At 64.9% G+C, this 17561-nt stretch carries 16 protein-coding genes and 2 pseudogenes; 6 read left to right on the top strand and 12 right to left on the bottom strand.

The annotated features are described in order from the left end of the window. Positions 1-164 precede the first annotated feature (164 nt). From JQ580_RS00665 to JQ580_RS00655, 3 genes are read left to right on the top strand one after another with little or no spacing between them, the layout of a single operon-like run. The gene (locus JQ580_RS00665) at positions 165-701 is read left to right on the top strand and encodes a hypothetical protein (RefSeq protein ID WP_249133886.1); all 537 of its coding nucleotides are present in this window, start codon (positions 165-167) and stop codon (positions 699-701) included. 60 nt (positions 702-761) lie between these two features. Next, positions 762-1115: a hypothetical protein gene (locus JQ580_RS00660; protein ID WP_106947767.1), complete on the top strand. Its 354-nt coding sequence runs from the start codon at positions 762-764 to the stop codon at positions 1113-1115. Positions 1116-1136: 21 nt separating this feature from the next. Next, the gene (locus JQ580_RS00655) at positions 1137-1565 is read left to right on the top strand and encodes a hypothetical protein (protein ID WP_212277836.1); all 429 of its coding nucleotides are present in this window, start codon (positions 1137-1139) and stop codon (positions 1563-1565) included. A gap of 53 nt (positions 1566-1618) precedes the next feature. On the opposite strand, the gene JQ580_RS00650 is transcribed toward JQ580_RS00655, so the two are convergent. From JQ580_RS00650 to JQ580_RS00620, 7 genes are all read right to left on the bottom strand, one after another. After that, complete coding sequence (locus tag JQ580_RS00650; RefSeq protein ID WP_212277835.1) at positions 1619-2080, bottom strand: hypothetical protein; 462 nt, start codon at positions 2078-2080, stop codon at positions 1619-1621. Between the two features lie 10 nt (positions 2081-2090). Beyond that, positions 2091-2309 carry a hypothetical protein gene (locus tag JQ580_RS00645; protein ID WP_212277834.1) on the bottom strand — a complete coding sequence of 73 codons (219 nt, stop codon included), beginning with the start codon at positions 2307-2309 and terminating at the stop codon, positions 2091-2093. Positions 2310-2394: 85 nt separating this feature from the next. Then, positions 2395-3954: a hypothetical protein gene (locus JQ580_RS00640; protein ID WP_212277833.1), complete on the bottom strand. Its 1560-nt coding sequence runs from the start codon at positions 3952-3954 to the stop codon at positions 2395-2397. Between the two features lie 83 nt (positions 3955-4037). Further along, positions 4038-5177, bottom strand: coding sequence for a glycoside hydrolase family 5 protein (locus JQ580_RS00635; RefSeq protein ID WP_212277832.1), 1140 nt, complete (start codon positions 5175-5177; stop codon positions 4038-4040). Positions 5178-5179: 2 nt separating this feature from the next. Then, positions 5180-7351: a GumC family protein gene (locus JQ580_RS00630; protein WP_212277831.1), complete on the bottom strand. Its 2172-nt coding sequence runs from the start codon at positions 7349-7351 to the stop codon at positions 5180-5182. A 357-nt stretch (positions 7352-7708) separates the two neighbouring features. Then, positions 7709-8752 (bottom strand): zinc-binding dehydrogenase, encoded by a 1044-nt coding sequence (locus JQ580_RS00625; protein ID WP_212277830.1) that lies wholly within the window; start codon positions 8750-8752, stop codon positions 7709-7711. A 13-nt stretch (positions 8753-8765) separates the two neighbouring features. Continuing rightward, a complete protein-coding gene (locus tag JQ580_RS00620) occupies positions 8766-9431 on the bottom strand; it encodes a class I SAM-dependent methyltransferase (RefSeq protein WP_212277829.1) in 666 nt (221 codons plus the stop codon). Between the two features lie 292 nt (positions 9432-9723). Between JQ580_RS00620 and JQ580_RS00615 the strand changes: the two genes are divergently transcribed. Together JQ580_RS00615 and JQ580_RS00610 are read left to right on the top strand one after the other, a co-directional pair. Continuing rightward, positions 9724-10101, top strand: coding sequence for a BA14K family protein (locus tag JQ580_RS00615; RefSeq protein WP_212277828.1), 378 nt, complete (start codon positions 9724-9726; stop codon positions 10099-10101). A gap of 244 nt (positions 10102-10345) precedes the next feature. Continuing rightward, positions 10346-11137: a phytanoyl-CoA dioxygenase family protein gene (locus JQ580_RS00610; RefSeq protein WP_212277827.1), complete on the top strand. Its 792-nt coding sequence runs from the start codon at positions 10346-10348 to the stop codon at positions 11135-11137. Between the two features lie 55 nt (positions 11138-11192). Here the strand turns inward: JQ580_RS00610 and JQ580_RS00605 are convergent. From JQ580_RS00605 to JQ580_RS00595, 3 genes and pseudogenes are all read right to left on the bottom strand, one after another. After that, positions 11193-12025 (bottom strand): annotated as a pseudogene (locus JQ580_RS00605) (tripartite tricarboxylate transporter substrate binding protein). A gap of 214 nt (positions 12026-12239) precedes the next feature. Then, a complete protein-coding gene (locus JQ580_RS00600) occupies positions 12240-14327 on the bottom strand; it encodes an acetate--CoA ligase family protein (RefSeq protein ID WP_212277826.1) in 2088 nt (695 codons plus the stop codon). Between the two features lie 3 nt (positions 14328-14330). Continuing rightward, positions 14331-15122 (bottom strand): annotated as a pseudogene (locus tag JQ580_RS00595) (enoyl-CoA hydratase/isomerase family protein). Positions 15123-15327: 205 nt separating this feature from the next. Here JQ580_RS00595 and JQ580_RS00590 point away from each other — a divergent pair. Beyond that, entirely contained in the window at positions 15328-16098 is a 771-nt protein-coding gene (locus JQ580_RS00590; RefSeq protein WP_212277825.1) for an IclR family transcriptional regulator, read from the top strand. A gap of 15 nt (positions 16099-16113) precedes the next feature. Here the strand turns inward: JQ580_RS00590 and JQ580_RS00585 are convergent, their stop codons facing one another. Together JQ580_RS00585 and queD are read right to left on the bottom strand one after the other, a co-directional pair. After that, the gene (locus JQ580_RS00585; protein WP_212277824.1) at positions 16114-17016 is read right to left on the bottom strand and encodes a hypothetical protein; all 903 of its coding nucleotides are present in this window, start codon (positions 17014-17016) and stop codon (positions 16114-16116) included. Positions 17017-17136: 120 nt separating this feature from the next. Next, the gene (gene queD, locus JQ580_RS00580) at positions 17137-17493 is read right to left on the bottom strand and encodes a 6-carboxytetrahydropterin synthase QueD (RefSeq protein WP_094976439.1); all 357 of its coding nucleotides are present in this window, start codon (positions 17491-17493) and stop codon (positions 17137-17139) included. Positions 17494-17561 lie beyond the last annotated feature (68 nt).

Genomic DNA, 17561 nt, shown 5'->3' with positions numbered 1-17561 from the left:
CAGGATGAACGCGAACCAACGCGCATCGCTGCAGGTGCGGTGAGCTCCGCTGCGGGCGATCAAAATGCACCAACGTGCACAACCGTTGGAACGTTTGCCTGATTGCCACTTTATCCCGAGCCTGATTTGGCAATCTGATTTTGAAAAACCCTGGAGGAGATGACATGAGGATCCTGAAGCTTTCTGCGGCCGCGGCCGCACTGTTGGCCAGCACCGCGCTTGCCGTTGCGCAATCGAGCTCGACCGTCGGCACCGGCGGATCGTCGGCGGGCGGCGGCACCAGCAGCTCGACCGTGGGTACCGGTGGCTCTTCGGCCGGCAGCGGATCTGGCAGCGGATCGGCCTCGACGCTCGGCACCGGCGGCTCGTCGGCGGGCGGCGGCACCAGCAGCTCGAGCGTCGGCACGGGCGGCTCCGCGGCCGGCAGCGGATCGGGCAGCGGCTCGGCTTCGACGCTCGGCACCGGCGGCTCATCGGCCGGCGGCGGCAAGAGCTCGTCCAGCGTCGGCACCGGCGGCTCGGCGGCTGGCAGCGGCTCCAACTCCGCATCGACCGTTGGCACCGGCGGTTCCTCGGCTGGCGACGGCAAGAGCGGATCGACGGTCGGTGCGGCCGGCTCGTCTGCGGGTCATGCCAGCGACATGGGCATGGAAAAGGGCAAGGGCCACAACAAGGGCGAGATGAAGAAGGACAAGGATTGATGCCTTGACCCGGGAGCGGCAGCGATGCCGCTCCTTCGTCTTTGTTGGAGGAGAACTCGCATGAACAGATCAATCATTGCGATCGCAGCGTTGAGCTTGATGACCGGCGCTGCTCAGGCAACCACCATGGAAAAGACCGGCAAGACGGCATCAGGCGAGACCTGCAAGGTCACGGTCGAAAAACATGCCGATGGCAGCATCACCGCGGTCGGCTCATCGGGTTCAAGCACGACCGGTTCGACGGCCTCAAGCGGTTCGCTTTCAAGCTCGAGTTCGGCCGGCGGATCGTCGGTGCATGTGCAGGCGGGCGGCGGCAACGTCTCCAGCTCGTCCTCGACCGCAGGCGGGCCGGGCTCGACCAGCGCCAGCACCATCACGGTCAACGGCTGCACGATTTCGACCTCGTCCCCCTAAGATTCATCGAGAGGATTGAACATGAGAACGATATTCGCGACCGCGGCAATTGCAGCTCTGCTTGCCGCCACCTCCCCGGCTCTCGCGCAGAAGAGCGTCACGGGCGGAAGCGGCGGCTCGGCCGCGGCAGGCGGCACCTCCGCCTCGACGGTCGGCACCGGCGGGACCTCCACCTCGGCGAACGGCAGCACCGGCTCGTCGATCGCGGCCGGCGGAAGCGCCGCTGCCGTCGATGGCAAGGCGCAGACCGGCGTCAGCACGAACAAGGGCAACGGCCCCGTGATGAACTCCAACGCCCGGGCGCAGGCCCATGAGGGCGGCACGTTCAGCCGCTCGCATACCCGCACCAAGGTCAAGGCTGGTGAAGAGGTCGGCTCGACGACCAAGACGATGTCGCATGTGCCGGGCTCGAAGCCGACGATGTCGACGACATCGACGACCGCACGCTAACCTCACGGCCCTGCTGCCCGACTTGTTCGGGCAGCTCTTTTTCTTTGCGTAGTTCAGTTGGCGCTCAGGCTATGGCTGACCCGCGTGACCACGCCATCCCATTGCCGCTTCTCGGCGGCGGGGTAATTGATCAGCACGCAATGCACATAGCCGCGTGAAAAATTGCAGCGGTTGTACCAAATCTTGTCGCGCCTGATGCTGGAAACGACGAAAAACTTCGGGGTTATACGCTTGTAGATGATGCCGGCAGGTGGCCCCTTCCTGGCAAGGAATGCGGACGGCGAGAGACCTTCGCTGTTGGAAACAGTCTGCACGGTAAGATCGGCCCGAGCATCAGCGGTCTGAAACCGCTGGCCCAGGCCGTCGGGCTTGCCGGCAAGCTCCGTAAAGAGCGACGAGGGAATATCCACCGATGTTCCCGCTTCAGGGATCCGGTACGTTGTCCAGCTTTCCGCGCGCGCAGCCGAGAGCGTGGCGAGCAACGCGATGATAGCGGCGGCAAATGTGGTCCTCATGTTCGGTCCCTCACGCGCGCGGAATCAATTGCAGCTCCATCAGGGCGATCCTCTGCAGGTCAGCGGCATTGCGCTCGCCGGCACCGGCGGTGCGCAGGATGGATTCGGCGAGCGTGGTGACATGCGAGGAATGCACGGGCTCAGGAAGGCTCGCGACCGCGGCTTCCAGGGCGCCCGTCATGATCGCGATCACGTCGGGAGAGAATGCGGCGTTGGAAAAGTTTTTCATGGCCAGGACCGGCCCCTTTTTGCGGCGAGCACGATCAACGCCGGGAAAAAGCGGAAGTTCCTGCGACAGCCATCTGAGGCGGGCTTTAGGTTATCGGCTGATAATGCGCGGCATGTTCGATTTCAGCCCGCTCGCTTGCCACGCCCTGCATGCGCACATGGCTGCCGATCACGAGACCGGTGAGGGAAAACATCAGTCCGAGCGCGAGCGGCGCGAACAGAGCCTCTTCCTGGAACAATCCATTCAGCAGCACGACCATGACGCCGAAGCCTGCGAGCCCCTGCGTCAGATAGCCCGACGACGCGTAGAGGCGCCAGGCCTTGAGCGCCATCGCGAAATAGAAGGCCAACGGCACGAAGGCGCCAACGCCCATCTGGTACAGGAGAACGCCGATCGCGCTCTCGACCGCGCCGTCGATCGTCCCCGCGGCCTGCGCGGCGCTCCAGTCGATGGAGAAATAGCTATCTGCCAAATTGCCGCCGATGCCGAGGCCGCGGCCGAAGGGTTTCTGCACGAATCCGTCCAAACCACCCATCAACCCGATGACGTGATAGTCGCCGATCTGAAGTCCGAGGCGGATCGCCAGAATTGCAAAGGCGATCATGCCGAGGAAGCCGAGCAACAACGTCGTCACGGCGCCGATCAGACGTGTCCCGATCCAGGCTGCGGCCACGAAGATGACCGTAATGAGCGCGCCCTTCACGCTGCAGAAGACCAGCAGCGGCAACGCGGCGAGGGCCAGCAGCGGTCGTCCGACCGAAAACAGGAACAAGGTGAGAAAGGCGAGCCCGTAGGCGAAGCTGATCGGGTGCATGTTCGGACCGTTGATGCGCAGCATCTTTGACAGGCCGAAGCCTTCGAGCAGGGGCGTGTTCAGGAAGTCGAAGCTGAAGCGGTCCTTGAGATCGACGGGCACGTTGCCGGTGGCCCGCATCTGGGCTTCCCAGACACCCGAGTGAGTCGCCTTGAGTTCGTCGAAACCCCAGAACGTATAACTGTTGGTGATGGCCAGCCAGACATCGCGGAAGGCGAACTCGACGTAGCCGCACAGCATGAGGATGACCGCAAGCGTCACCAGGAAAGGCGTGATGCGCATCTCGTAGGTCGCGGCGGTCAGCAGCGAAAGCTGGAACAGGAACAGCGGCAGCACGATATTGCGCAGATAGACCGCCGCCGGCTGTCCGTCCTGGACGAAGCCGATCGCGAAATACAGCGACACCACGGCGAGGGTGACGACACCCCAGCGCATGATCCGGTTCACCTCGGTTGATTGATTCCGCTGGCCCAGCACGTAGAGACCGAACGTCGCCAGCCACATCACGGAGCAGACGAGGAAATTGTAGCCCTTGATGAAGTCGAGATCGGACGGCAGCGGAACCAGCGGCGACAGGATCGAGACGAACAGGTTCTGGAAGAACAGGACGAAGATCGCGATGGCAGGCGCGCAGGTGGGGACCGCCAGCACGATGGCGATGCCGACGAACACCTCGACGACAATGCCGAGAGCCGGATTGGCCAGATGCAGGACCGGCACAAAGCCGATCGCGGCCACGGCGATGCAGAACGTCACAGCCAGCTCGCGCCAGGCCGGCGGCAATCTCACGGCCTGCACGCTCTGATCCTGGGTCAAGTCCCCGGCGCTCATCGATCGTCCTTTGGCATCGCGCGGCGAGCACGATAGCGGGGTGATGCGTAACGATGCGTTAACGATAGCGAACCGGCGCGATGTCAGCGCCGGCCGGGCCGCGCCGTGCCAAGCAGCGCCCGCATCACGTCGGGATCGGGCCTGCCGGTGCTGCGGTCGACGAGGCCGAAGCCCTGCGCCAGCTCCCAATGCGTCCAGCCCCAGCAATGGTCGCGGGCGTAAGCGGTGACCTCCGCCAGCCAGCGCAGCCGGGCCTGTCTGGGCGCGCCGGCTTTCAGCACGCCGAATTCGTTGACGATGATCGGCCGCGCGAACTGCCGCTGCCACGCAAGCGCGGGCGCGAGCCAGCGATCGGCGCCCGGTTTGTCCCGGGCGGCGGCAATCGCAGTATCGAGCATGCCGAGCGCCTTGGTCGCCCCCCTCGCCTGCAGATCCTGGCGGATTGCGCGAACCTTGGGATCGCCGGCATCGATCGGATAAGGCAGGTCCATGATGTCGTGCAGCGGATCCTGCGCATCCCAATGGCCCTGATGGGTGAACACCATGGGATCGTAGAAGTGGATGGCATAGACGACGTCAGGATCGTCCAGCGGACGAAACCGCGGCAGCGAGTCCGCGCGCTGCCAGTTGACCGGACCGACGATGAGCGTGTTGGCGGGAAGCAATTTGCGCACGAAGCCGCCGAGCGACTCGGCCTGCCTTTGCCATGTGTCGGCGTCGATATCGGGCTCGTTGAGCAGCTCGGCGAAGATTCGATCGGCCGGATAGGAGCGCATGGGTCCCGCGAGGCTGCGCCAGGCCTCCTGCATCTCGCGCAGCGCCGCCTCCGGATCCTCCTTGTGCAGGCGGTTGAAGCGCTCGCCGGGGTGAAGATCGACGGAGATGGCATAGCCGAGCGCAGTGAGCTGCTTCAGCGCCTTGTCGAGCACAGCCAGCGTCCCGTCGCGCTCGACCGGCGATGCGAAACGCGGCATCACACGCTCGGCCGGCACCGGCAGCCGGACGTGACTCATTCCGGCCAGGCGCAACTGCTGCAGCAATTCGCGACCTGGCACCTCGCCGTTGATCCAGCCGTCCGCATTGAAGCCGCGGGACAGTGCGGCAAGCCTCACGGGCGCGACCGTCTGCGGAACGGGTACGCAAGTGTCGGCGAAGGCCGACGGACCGAACGAGATCGAGAGAAGCGTCGCAGCAGCCAGCCGACGACGCAGCGATGCTGTCATCGTCAAACCGCAAGGCCCAATGCGCCGCCCTCGGGGTGAGGCGTCGTCGAATCCGCTGGCGCGTGATTGACAACGAGCCCCATCGGCACGGTCCTATAGCGCGACAGCGCCGCGGTCACCCGGCGCATCGCCGCCGACCCGAGCTCGCCGGCGCGCGCCACGAGGACGATCAGGTCGGCATGCGCGGCCAGCGCGATCGCATCCGGCTGCAAGGCGAGATTGCCGGCATGGACGATGATCAGGTCGAACTCCGAACGAATATCGTCCTCAGGCCTCGCATCGGCCTTTCGGCCGGCGCTGAGAAGCTCGTCGATCGACTGAAGTCCCGCCGTGGTCGAGCCGTCGTTCCATTCGGTCACCGGCGGCTGGTGTCCTGCGAATTCCCCCTGCAGCCGGATCAGCACGCTCATCATGCCCCTGTTCACGGCGGCACGATTGAGTGAACGCGCAACGGTGTTGCCGCCAGCGCTCTTGCCGACCGACAGCACCAGAGCGACCTTGCAGCCGCGCACCGGTACGCGATCGATCCGCTCGAGCAGCGGCCGCAGATACGGACCGAGATCGAGTTCGGCCGGAGCAGCGATCGGTCGCTGCCAGACGGTGCTGGTCGCGGTCCCGGACGCAGACGCCAGATCGGGAATGCGGGCCCAGACAGGAAGCCGCGGCATCGCCTCGGGCCGGGGAGCGACGGCGGCCGGCGTTTGGACTTGAGGCTGGACCTGCTGCGGGACTCGAGGCGGGACCTGCCGGTCCTCAGCCGCCTGCACGGCCGCCTCGGCAGGCGCGGGCCCGCCGGATAGGCTCGTCAACGCCGCGACGGCAGCGGTCGACGTCAACAGCGATCCGATCATCAGCGCTGCCAGCAGCAGAGCGAGCGGCGGACGGGTCGAGCGCAACGGCGGAATGGCGGGCGAGGCGACCTTGCTCTGGGAGCTCTGCAGCTGGCGCTGCTCGTTGGTCGTCTTGAACCGCGACAGGAACTGCTCGTAGATGTTCTTGTTGGCATCGGCGTCGCGCTGCAGCTCCTGCAGCTTCACCAGCGCCTGGCCGTCGACCAGCATCTGCGTCTCGACCGCCTTGAGCTGCTTTTCCAGCGCGTTCTGCTGTTCCCGCTGAGCTTCGTATTCGGACTTGGCAGTATCGATGTTCTTCTTCCGCTCGACCTCGATCTGCCGGTTGATATCCGCCAGCTGGCTGTAGGAGATCGCGAGATCGGGATGGCGATCGCCATAGACCGCCTTCTTCTGCGCGATCTGGTCGTTCAGGGTCGAGCGTTGCGCGCGCAGCATGCTCAGGAGGTCCTGCTTCACGGGACCTTCGACATTGGCCTTGAGATCGCGTTGCACCTGCTCGTAGCGCGCCTTGGCTTCCTCGGTGCGCGCGCGGGCGGCGGAAACCTGCTGATTGAGATCGGTCACCCGCAATTGCTGGGTGGTCGAATCCTTGCCGGCACTGAGGATCTTATGCTCGAGCCTGAAGGCGGCGACGGCGTCTTCCGATGCGCGCAGGCGCTCGCTCAACGCCTTCAGCCGGTCCTGGAGCCAGTCCGCCGCCTCGTCCGTGGCCTCGGTACGGACACGGCCCTGGCTGGCGACGAACGCCGCGGCGATGGCGTTGGCATAGTAGGCGGCCCGCTCGGGGCGGTTCGAGGTGAAGGAAATCGCGACGACGTAAGTGAGCCCGCGCCGCGTGATCTCGAGGCGACTGCGGAACTTCTCGAGCAGGCGCGTCATGTCGGTATGACCGCCCGAGATATCATCGTCATCGGCGATCTTGAGCTGTTCGATCAGGGGACGGAGAAAGCCGTCCGATTTGGCGATCTCGATCTGGCTTTGAAGCGCCGCGGCGTCCTGGCCGATGCCCGGCAAGACGTCCTGCTCCGTGGTGACACGCAATTCCCGGGGATCGAGCACGACCAAGGCCGTTGCGGCGTACCGAACCGGCAGAACCATCAGGACGATGATGCCGAGGGCGAACAACGCCAGCGCCAACGTCAGAATCCGCCGGCCGTTCTCCCGCAGGAAAGCGAGAGCTCCGGAGACGGTCAGCGAGCCCTTGATCAGCGCGGGCGCGGCGCTCTCGGGATTCGTCCGCGCAGCCCGCGGCGCTTCCCACGAAGCCGCTGGCTCCGTCGGGGCGATGCTTCGCGGAGATGCGCTTCGACCGAACGCCATGGGATTGGACTCGAAATCAACTGACTGCCCCATCTCGGAGGCTTGCTACACCGTAAATATCCATGGTTAACCGGCGGTTACGGGAGGGACGCGAAACCGGAAGGCCTGTGAATTGGCCCGTTCAAGCGGAAAAAGGACGGCTTGGATGGCCAGCGTGCCGAGCCCGGCCTCGCGACGACCAGCAACGCCGTCGATGGCGCCGACCGCGCGGGCCGGGCATCGCCGAGCAGGCAGGACCGTAAGGCTTCGATCTCCGGGCCATCGGCAGTGCCGAGCGGCCGATCAGGAAGCCATTTTCCAGCAGCTCGCATTCGTAGCCCGGATAACGCTGCACCCCGTCCGTGATCTGCTGCAGCGCTAGCTGATGTTCAGCAGGATCCGGCCCGAGGTGCCGCTGCGCATCAGGTCGAGCGCGTCGTTGACGTCGTCGAGCGCGAATTCGTGAGTCACGATGCCCCGGTAGCTCACCTTGCCGGCGTCGCTCAGGCGCACGAGGCGCGGAATGTCGCGCGCCGGCTGGCATTGGCCGCCTTCCGAGCCCTTCAGCACCTTCTCGAAATGGAGCGGCAGCGTGTAGATCTCGGCCTTCTCACGGGGAACGCCGACAAGGATGCAGCGGCCTTTCTTTGCGGTGATCTCGTAGGCGAGCTCGATCAGATTCTTGACGCCGGTGGTCTCGACAACCTTGTCGGGCCCGTCGGCCCCGGTGATGGCGCGAACTTCCGCGGCCACGTCCTTGACCGCGTCGGAGTTGATTGTGTGCGTGGCGCCGAAGTCCTTCGCCATCGCCAGCTTGTTGTCGAGGCGGTCGATCGCAATGACCGGATAAGCGCCGACCATCGCGGCGAATTGCACGATGTTCAAGCCGACGCCGCCGACGCCGAACACGACGACGGCTTCACCGATGGCGATCTGCGCGTCGTTGTTGACGACGCCGAGCGCGGTCGTCACCGCGCAGCCGAGCAGCGGGGCGCTGGTGCGGTCGATCGTGGCGGGAACCGGCGTGACACGGTTCTCCGACACCACGGCATATTCATTGAAGGTGGTGACCCAACCGGCATTGAGGCGCTTGCCGCGCCAGGAATAAGCCGGCGTGTTGGACTGGATGCCCTTGCCCGGCCGCCAATGCATGACGACGGTGTCGCCCTGCTTGCAGGAGACGACGCCGGGACCGGTTTCGACGATCGTGGCCAGCGCTTCGTGTCCGAGAAGGTGGGGCAGGAACTTGTCGACGCCTTTGACGGCGTCGATCTCGTTGATCTGTGCGCCGCAGATGCTGGAGGTGTGCACGTGCGCGAGCACCTGGCCATGCTCGAGCGTGTCCGGCAAGGTGAACTCGTCGACGATCAGCGGCTTGCCCGACTCGACGAGAATGGCGGCCTTGGCAGTCTTGATGTCCATGAGGCGCGCCCGATCACTCGAAATAGATGAATTCGTAATCGCCGGTGTAGCCGAGCTTGCCGTAGAGCCAGATCCATTCCGACGTGTGCAGGATGGATTCCGCAGTCAGCGCCCAGCATTCGAGGTTGTGCAATTCGGCGACGGTCCGGTAGCCCTCGACCATGACGTATTTGTTCTTGCCGACCCGCTCGATCTCCTTGAGCGCCGCTTCGAGCTCATAGAGCCGGAGATTGTGCAGGGTGCCGAGTGAGATGACGAGATCGAAACTGTCGTCGCCATAGGGGTAGATGTCCTGGGCGCGATAGTTGAAGAGATAGGGCTTCACCTGCTCATGCGAATTGGCAAGGCCGTGCTTGGAGATATCGAAGCCGGTGACCTTCAGGCCCGGCAGGATCTTCTGCATCTCGTACAGCAGGAAACCCTTTCCGCAGCCGACGTCCAGCACGCTGGAGCCGTCCTTCAGGCCATAGGTCTCGATCAGGGCCTTGGCGACCGGCGCCCAGCGCCCCTCGATGAAGCGGTAACCGCCATAGCCGAAGCGGCGGTCGCCGTCCCAATAATCGGCCTCGTATTCCCGCGCCTTGAGCGAGCAGCCGATCTTGTCGTCGTTCATGCGCCCCATGTAGTCGCGCTTGGTCGCCGTATGCAGCGGCGTCACGATATTCAGCAGTCGTCCCATTCAGCCCTCGGATTCCAGCGCGCGTTGCGATTGTCGCGACCGGCCGGGAGCCGTGAGTCGCGACTTGCGAATCCTTCTAGCATTGGTGGTCGGAATCATCATTGTTTCAGATCAATGATCGGGAACCCCGAGGGCCACGCCGAGCAATGGCGTCGGCCCCGGCGAAGCCAGTCGAGCGACATCCTTACGAACCTTTCATTTTCTGCGACGCTGTGACGCTCGCCTCGCATCAAGAGGAACGGAGCGGGTGAGCGGCCGTTGCTCCTGCATCCTCGACAACATGGAGCCCGACATGACAATGCGTAGAACGTTCGTCGCCCTTGCGGCCGCCGGAGCGATGCTCTCGACGGCCGTTTCACCCGTGCTCGCGGCGCCCATGCCGATCGCGAATCCCGGTCCCGACCAAGGCGTGCAGCAGGTGCAGTACCGGCATGGCTACGGACACGGCCACGGCCACGGCTATGGCCACAGGCATCATGGCGGGCATTACGGTGGTGGCGGCGCAGCCGTTCTGGGCGGCCTTGCGGCGGGCGCAATCATCGGCGGCGCGATCGCCAATAGCCAGGCGCAATCCAACGCCGCCTCCTATTGCGCGCAGCGCTATCGGTCCTACGATCCGGGCTCAGGAACGTATCTGGGCAATGACGGCCTGCGTCACTCTTGCCCATGATAATGACCATATGACGCCCGCATGAGCATGCGGCAGCCTTCTCGTTCGGCGAGAGGCTGCCGACACGCGCGAGCCGAATGGGCAGTGGTCTTGATCTCGCGGCCCGTCGCGCTATACGCTTCTGCATGATGTTCTTCTCCACATTCTTTCCGCTGATCTGAACGGCAGATCGTCGTTCCGGCGCATACGCGCCAATCAGATCAAACGGCTGCGCGATGCGCTGGCCGAACGGAGAAATGTGTCTATGCCCAAGCTTGAACATCATGGCTTGACCCCGCGTCAGGTCCAGAGCTTCATCGACGACGGTTTCGTGAAAGTCGAGAATGCCTTCAGCGACGACCTTGCAAAACAATGCAGGGACCAGCTGTGGGCGGATATCGGCCTGTCACCGGACCAACCCGAACATTGGACCCGAGCCGTTGTCCGCGTAGGATTCAAGGCTACACCCCCTTTCATCGAGGCTGCGAACACGCTGCTTCTGCACAAGGTCTATGATCAACTCGCCGGCGACGGGCGCTGGCTTGCGCCCGGCGGGCTCGGAACCTTTCCGATCCGCTTTCCCTCGACGGAAGCTCCTGGCGATGACGGCTGGCATGTCGACGTGAGCTTTGGCACCGCGAATCCGGATTTTATGGAATGGCGCGCCAACGTGAAGAGCAGCGGACGCGCATTGCTGATGCTCTTCCTGTTCTCGGATGTCGGCGCCGATGATGCGCCCACGCGAATCCGGAAAGGCTCGCATGCCACGATCGCGCGGGAGCTGCTGCCCTATGGCGAAATGGGCGCGACGCTCCGGCAGCTCGCTGCCGAGGACTGGGCCTCGACGAAAGATTGCGAGATCGAACTGGCGACCGGTGCGGCAGGCAGCGTCTATCTGTGCCACCCGTTCCTCGTTCATTCCGCGCAACCCCACCGCGGAAGGCGGCCGCGCTTCATGGCACAACCTCCGCTGCTGCCGAGGGGCGAACTTGATCCGGCGTTGCCACCCTCGCCGGTTCAGATCGCGATCCGGCGGGCTTGCGGACTGGGATTCTAATTGGACGACATCCGGGGCCGTTCGCGGCCCCGGATATTGGTCGGATTCGCGAGACTCATCGCACCTCGATATTCGCGTCCTTGACCAGCTTGCGCCAGCGCTCCTCCTCCCGGGCGACATAGCGGTCGAGCTCTTCCGGAGCGCTGCCGACCATGATGAGGCCTTCGTTCGCCTCGAGCTTCTTGAACGCACCGGACTGGACGGCTTTTGCGATCGCCTGATTGAGACGTGCGATCACCGGCGCGGGCGTTTTGGCCGGAGCGTACAATCCGTACCAGGACTCAGCCGCATAGCCGGCAACCCCGGCTTCCGCGACGGTTGGCAATTGCGGAAACGCCGCCGACCGCTCGGCGGATGTGACGGCCAGCGCGCGGAGCTGCCCGGCTGCCACCAGCGAGGCCGCGCTTGCCACCGTGGTGAACATCACGTCGATCTGCCCTCCCAGCAGATCGCTGATCGCGGGCGCCGCGCCCTTGTAGGGCACCGCCGTCATGTTGACCTTCGCCATCGCATTGAACAGCTCGCCCGCGAGATGGGCCGATGTGCCGGTGCCGAAGGTGCCGAAATTGAGCTTGCCCGGATTGGCCTTGGCCTCGGTGATCAGATCGGCGATCGAGTTGATCTTCGATGCCGGATTGACCACGACGATATTGAAGGACCGCGCGATCAGGGAGACCGCCGCGAAATCCCGGTGCGGATCGAACGCAGCTTCTTGTACAGGCTCGGGTTGACCGCGTGCGCGAAGGTCGCCATCAGCAGCGAATAGCCGTCGGGCTCGCTGGTCGCCACCGTCTGGGTTCCTATGATGGTCCCTGCGCCCGGCTTGTTCTCGATGATGACGGGCTTGCCGAGATCGGTCTGGATTTCCTGAGCTGTCGTTCGTGCCATGATGTCGGTCCCGCCGCCGGCTGCGAAGGGCACCACGATCTTGATGATCTTGTCGGGATATTCGGCGCGCGCGGGCGTCAGTCCGAGGCCCGCGACGACAGCACAGGCGAAAATGGCAAGACCTCGCCGGCGCAGCACGGCAAAGCCCTTCCCGCAAAAGCTGTCGCGATTGATGATTCCGCCACTGGCCATCTGGAGCTCCATCCGATCTTGTTCAGGCATTGAGAATGACCAATCCGTCTGCCGCCTTCACGCCCCGGCCTGCCGGCAGTACGAACACCGGATTGATCTCCGCCTCCGAAAGTCGATCGCCGAGTTGCGCAACCATGCGCGAGAACGCGACGACCGCTTCCGCGAGCGCTTCGACATCGCATTTCGGCCGGCCGCGAAAGCCATCCAGCAACGGCCAGGAGACGAGCTCGCGCGCCATCGCTCTCGCTTCGGACAGACCGAGGCCGCCTTCCGGCGGCAGCAGACGCATCGTGGTGTCCTTGAACAGCTCGGCGGTGACCCCGCCCATGCCGAGGAGGATGGCGGTTCCCAGGGGATCGCGATGCATTCCGAGAATGATCTCGACGCCACCTGAAACCATCTCCTGCACAAGGAATTGCTCGGGCCGCTTCCCGGTCCTGGCCTCGACCTCATCTGCCATTGCCGCCAGGCGGCTGCCGACCGTGTCAGCGGTCAGGTTGACCACAACGCCGCCGACGTCGCTCTTGTGCGCGATCTCGCGCGACAGAATCTTGAGCACGACCCGGCCGCCGAGATCGCGTGCCGCCCGTTCCGCTTCGCTGGCCGTTGCAACCACCTTCTCTGCAGCGACCGGAAGGCCAAAGCGAGCGAACAACGCCTTGGCCTGTGCCTCATCCAGCGAACCAGTCGGGAAGTCGCCGATATCGACTGACGCCTCGATCACGCCGGATGTCGGGACATGCTGCGGCACCCCGGCCCGCAACAGCCCATCGAGCGCAGCTGCGCGGCTCTCGGCCGACGTGTAGGCCGGGACGCCGCGCCGGGTGAGGACGGAAACCACCTCGGGCGCGTGGGGGCTGACATAGGCAATGACCGGCTTGTCGCTGAGCGGCAGACAGTCTCGGATGGCATCGGCCATCAGGGCCGGCGATCCGACGGCCGACGAGCCGGCAATGACGACCAGCGCATCGTAGGAGGGACTGGCGAGCAGGATGCGAATGGCGGCGCGAAGCAGATCGGGCTGCAGGCCGGCGAGGGTCACATCGATCGGATTGCGGTCGAGATTGGCCTGCGGTCCCGCCTGGAGGCCGCGCAATTGCGCCGCCGTCTCGGTGTCGGGGGCGGGCGTCGCAAAGCCGGCGACGCCGAGACTGTCCGACACGATCGTGCCGGCGCCGCCGGTCGAGGTGAGGATCGCAACATTCCGGCCGGACAGTTTCCGTCCCGCGGCAAGGACCGCGGAAATGTCGAGCAGGTCTTCGAACGTTTTTGCGCGGATCACGCCGAATTGCCTGAACAAGGCGTCATACATGCGGTCGGAGCCGGCCAGTGCGCCGGTGTGCGAGACCGCCGCTTGCGCGCCGGCCTCCGATCGACCGATCTTGAAGGCGACAATGGGCTTGCCGGCCCGGCGTGCTTTCAGCACCGCCTCGCGAAAGCGAGATGGATGTCGGATCGCCTCGATATAGAGCGCAATGACGCGCGTTGCGCTGTCGTTGGCGAGGAAGTCGATGAAATCGGCGAGTTCGAGATCGGCTTCGTTGCTGGTCGACACCAGCTTCGACAGACCGACCCCGCGCGCCGCCGCGCGCGACAGCAAGGCACCGAGAATGCCGCCGCTTTGCGAGATCAATCCGACGGGCCCCGCCGGGAAGTCATCCATCGCCAGCGCGCCCGACGCCGACAGCACGATATTGTCGGTGAGATTGACGAGGCCGATGGTATTCGGCCCGAGGATCCGCATGGAGCCGGCGGCTTGCATGAGCTGTTTCTGGCGCTCGGCGCCTTCCGCCCCCGTTTCGGTGAAGCCGCTGGCCAGGACGATCGCCGCGGCAGCCCCTCGCTCGGACAATTCGCGCACCGCGACGTGCGCGCGCTCGGCGCCGAGCAGGACGAGGCCGACGTCAGGCACATCAGGCAGCGAGGCGATGTCGGGATAGCAGGTCAGACCGCCGATATCAGCGACCTTCGGGTTGACGGGATAGATCGCGCCCGCAAAGCCGTGCTTCCGGAGATAGGACACCGGTCGCCCCGAAGTCTTGTCCGGGTCGGCCGATGCACCGATGATTGCGACGCTGCGGGGCCGGATCAGGCGTTCGATGGCATCCATGGCTCAATCCTTCGAGGCTGATTGCGCAAGGAACGCGGTCACGGCATCGCGATGCTCCGCGCTGGTGTAGCAGATGGCCTGGGCCTAGCTGCCGAGACTGAAAATGTCGTGCGCGGAATGCTCGAAGGTCTCGTTCAGGATCTTCTTGCCCAGCGCCAGCGCGGTGGGAGACCCCTGAGCCAGTTCGGCCGCCCAGGCCTGCGCGGCCGGCAGCAGCTCGCTCGAGGCCACCTTGCGATCGACGATACCGAGCGCGAGCGCTTCGTCAGCCTCGACGACGCGCCCGGTGAAGATCAACTCCTTGGCCCTGGAAAGCCCGACCCGGCGCGGCAGGAAATACAGGCCGCCGCCGTCGGAAATCAGACCTCGCTTGATGTAGGACCAGGTGAACTTCGATCGCTCCGTGCCCATCACGAAGTCGCAGGCCAGCGCGGTGTCGGCACCGAGGCCCGCCGCTGCACCGTTGACGGCGGCAATCGTCGGCTTCGGCAGGCCAAGCAGGAACGACTGCACGTGATGCACGCCCTGCTGACGGCTCCATCCGTTGAATGCGACCTCGCCCTGCGGCGCCGCGAGCCGGCGCTTCATTCCGCTGATGTCTCCGCCGGCGCAAAACGCACTGCCGCGCCCCGTCAGCACCAGAGCCTTGATCGCCTTGTCCCGGGCGACGATTTCGAGCGCAGCGACGAACTCGGCGCGCATGTCGTCGCTCATGGCGTTGCGCCGGTCCGGCCGGTTGAATGCGATCGTCGCGACACCGGCCTCGACGGAAAATTCGATGAACTGATAGGACATGAGCTGATAGGACATGGCAGCATCCCTGGCTGGCGTCGGATCGATCGCCCGACGCTTTGCGGAGGCCGAATGCCGATTTCGGCCGTGCCGTTTCCTCGTTGAGCCCCAGCGCGGCCGGGCGTTCTTCTTCCCTGCGCTGATAGCGGCTTGCGCTGCCCTACACATCCCCATATTTCCACTTAGTGGAAATGCGAGGGCGGGTCGGATGGCGCGCATCTATGCGGGCGGAATCAATGGCAATCGCTCGCTCGAGCGGGGCATCGAGATCCTCCGGGCGTTCCGGCCCGGCGTCGACACGCTGGGCAACGGCGAGATTGCGGAGCGCACCGGATTGCCGCGATCGACGGTCAGCCGTCTGACGCGAACGCTGGTCAATTCCGGGATGCTCGACGAAGTCCGAAACCAGCGGAGCTACCGCCTTTCCGCGTCCGTCATCAGCATCGGCCACGCGATGCGGACGGGATCACCCGTGCTCAACGCGATCGGACCGATGATGCGGGCCGAGTCGGCCAGGCGCCGGCTTAACGTGGGACTAGCTGCCGCGGATCGAACCATGATGGTCTATCTGGAATCGATCCGCTACAGCCCGCGCGCGGCGTTGCGCAACGTGGTCGCCGGCCAGCAGGTTCCGATGGAGTTGACCTCGCTCGGCCGCGCCTACCTCGCTGGCATTGCGGAGACCGAGCGCGAGCGGTTGCTGAAAAAATTCGAACGACGCAGCAACTCTGCCAACAAGGCGCTGCTTGCAGACGTCAGGAGATCGATCAGCTCCGTCCAACGCAACGGCTATTGTGCCGTGTCCTGGCAGCCCGCCGTTCTCGCCGTCGCCACGCCGATCGTGCTCGACGGGCTTCCGGTCTACGCCCTCAACATGAGCCTGCAGAACGTCGAGCGGTCGGAGGCGCTGGCGAGCGAGATGGGCGCGTATCTCAGCGCCTTCGCCGCGAAGTGCAAGGAGGTGTTGGCAGGAGGTTGAGGGCGATGGGCAGCGTTACAATTTTCCATACACCCCCGCGGCGACCGCCTTCAGCCGCTCGACCGAGCCGGACTCCGGATGCGGCTTGACGGGCGCGAACAGGATCGAGGCCTGCCTGCCGTTCTTCCAGACATGGATGTGGACGGCGTTGCCGTTGCCCTTGATGCAGGAATGCTCGCCAAACGCTTCCTTGCCGAACTCGGGGATCGCCACGTGCTGGCAAGGACCTGCGCGCTTCATCATGCCGATGGCGGTGTCGCGCGAGGTCGCGATCACCGCGACGGTCATGGTGTTCGCCTCGCGATCGAACATCATGCAGCTGCCGGCGCCGGTGCGCTGCACCGTCAGCGTGCTCGGATCGAGAAAGCCGTCGGCATCGGCCGCCGTGAGCCACTCGCAACCGCCAAACCGCTCGCTGCTCTTGCCCACATTGGCGATGGCCACGCGCGCCGCTTCGGTGACCGGCCCGAGCAGCGCGTCGTCGGCGCGCCGGCCGGTCGGATAGACGGTGAGTTGCAGGATGTAGTCGCCCGACAAGGTGACGACCACGGCTTCCTGTCGCTCCGCGCCGGCTGCGGTCGTACCGCCCTGGCCTTCGTCACCGATGCCCGCGACCGGCTTGAGCGGCATGCGCTCGGCAAGCGTCTTGACGAAGGTCGCGTACAATTCCCTGGCGCGGTCCTTGTCGGGATTGCGGAACACCGACAGCATCATCGTGTCGCCGCGCCCACCCTGGTAGATGCAGCCGCGGCCGTCCTGATTTGAAATCAGCGACCATTTGAGCGCCGGCATCGCCGCGGCAAGCTCCTTTGCGCTGATGAACGGGCAGGCTTCGGCCGCGCGCGCGGGAGGCACCGGGACGGTTGCGATGGCAAGGATCAGGGCGAGACAGGAGAACAGGCGATCGATGGTGCGCATGGGAGAGACATACTACGAAAATTGGTACGCCCGGAACGACCCGCGCATGCGCGCTCCGATTTCGCCATCTGATGCGAGGCCAGCCTGGCAAGGCGGGGACCTGTCAGCGGCGGGGCATCGTCACTGCCCGTTATATTCGGCCCAGCAATCCGCGGTTTCATAGACACGGACCGCCGAGACCTGCGGAAGATCCGGCTTCAACCGGTCCCAGATCCAGATCGCGATATTCTCGGCAGTCGGGTTCTCGAGGCCTTTGACCTCGTTCAGGCAGTGGTGGTCCAGCGCGGCCAGGATGTCGGCAAAGCATTTTTCGATGTCGAAGAAATCAGCGACGAATCCGGTGTGCGGATCGACCGGCCCGTCCAGTTGGACCTCGACCCGGTAGGAATGACCATGCAGCCGGCGGCATCGATGGGTCTCGGGCACATTGGGCAGCCGATGCGCCGCCTCGAACTTGAACGCCTGCGATATTCTCATTCAGTCCCCCACACGACGTGGCCACCCGGTCTCGAGCCGCCTTGGCGACCGGATGCTGCTGTGTCCTG

This window comes from Bradyrhizobium sp. SZCCT0148, assembly GCF_018129985.1.
Lineage (GTDB): Bacteria > Pseudomonadota > Alphaproteobacteria > Rhizobiales > Xanthobacteraceae > Bradyrhizobium > Bradyrhizobium japonicum_H.
The sequence above is the reverse complement of the archived record's forward strand: the minus strand, read 5'-3'. Positions and strand labels throughout refer to the sequence as shown.

Bases quoted from the DNA above. Each gene is read 5' to 3' on its own strand.
- JQ580_RS00640 (WP_212277833.1), bottom strand. From the start codon at position 3,954: ATGAGCGCCGGGGACTTGACCCAGGATCAGAGCGTGCAGGCCGTGAGA.
- JQ580_RS00650 (WP_212277835.1), bottom strand. From the start codon at position 2,080: ATGAGGACCACATTTGCCGCCGCTATCATCGCGTTGCTCGCCACGCTC.
- JQ580_RS00610 (WP_212277827.1), top strand. From the start codon at position 10,346: ATGCCCAAGCTTGAACATCATGGCTTGACCCCGCGTCAGGTCCAGAGC.
- JQ580_RS00625 (WP_212277830.1), bottom strand. From the start codon at position 8,752: ATGGACATCAAGACTGCCAAGGCCGCCATTCTCGTCGAGTCGGGCAAG.
- JQ580_RS00590 (WP_212277825.1), top strand. From the start codon at position 15,328: ATGGCGCGCATCTATGCGGGCGGAATCAATGGCAATCGCTCGCTCGAG.
- JQ580_RS00660 (WP_106947767.1), top strand. From the start codon at position 762: ATGAACAGATCAATCATTGCGATCGCAGCGTTGAGCTTGATGACCGGC.
- JQ580_RS00665 (WP_249133886.1), top strand. From the start codon at position 165: ATGAGGATCCTGAAGCTTTCTGCGGCCGCGGCCGCACTGTTGGCCAGC.
- JQ580_RS00620 (WP_212277829.1), bottom strand. From the start codon at position 9,431: ATGGGACGACTGCTGAATATCGTGACGCCGCTGCATACGGCGACCAAG.
- JQ580_RS00635 (WP_212277832.1), bottom strand. From the start codon at position 5,177: ATGACAGCATCGCTGCGTCGTCGGCTGGCTGCTGCGACGCTTCTCTCG.
- JQ580_RS00655 (WP_212277836.1), top strand. From the start codon at position 1,137: ATGAGAACGATATTCGCGACCGCGGCAATTGCAGCTCTGCTTGCCGCC.
- JQ580_RS00585 (WP_212277824.1), bottom strand. From the start codon at position 17,016: ATGCGCACCATCGATCGCCTGTTCTCCTGTCTCGCCCTGATCCTTGCC.
- JQ580_RS00600 (WP_212277826.1), bottom strand. From the start codon at position 14,327: ATGGATGCCATCGAACGCCTGATCCGGCCCCGCAGCGTCGCAATCATC.
- JQ580_RS00645 (WP_212277834.1), bottom strand. From the start codon at position 2,309: ATGAAAAACTTTTCCAACGCCGCATTCTCTCCCGACGTGATCGCGATC.
- JQ580_RS00630 (WP_212277831.1), bottom strand. From the start codon at position 7,351: ATGGCGTTCGGTCGAAGCGCATCTCCGCGAAGCATCGCCCCGACGGAG.
- JQ580_RS00615 (WP_212277828.1), top strand. From the start codon at position 9,724: ATGACAATGCGTAGAACGTTCGTCGCCCTTGCGGCCGCCGGAGCGATG.
- queD (WP_094976439.1), bottom strand. From the start codon at position 17,493: ATGAGAATATCGCAGGCGTTCAAGTTCGAGGCGGCGCATCGGCTGCCC.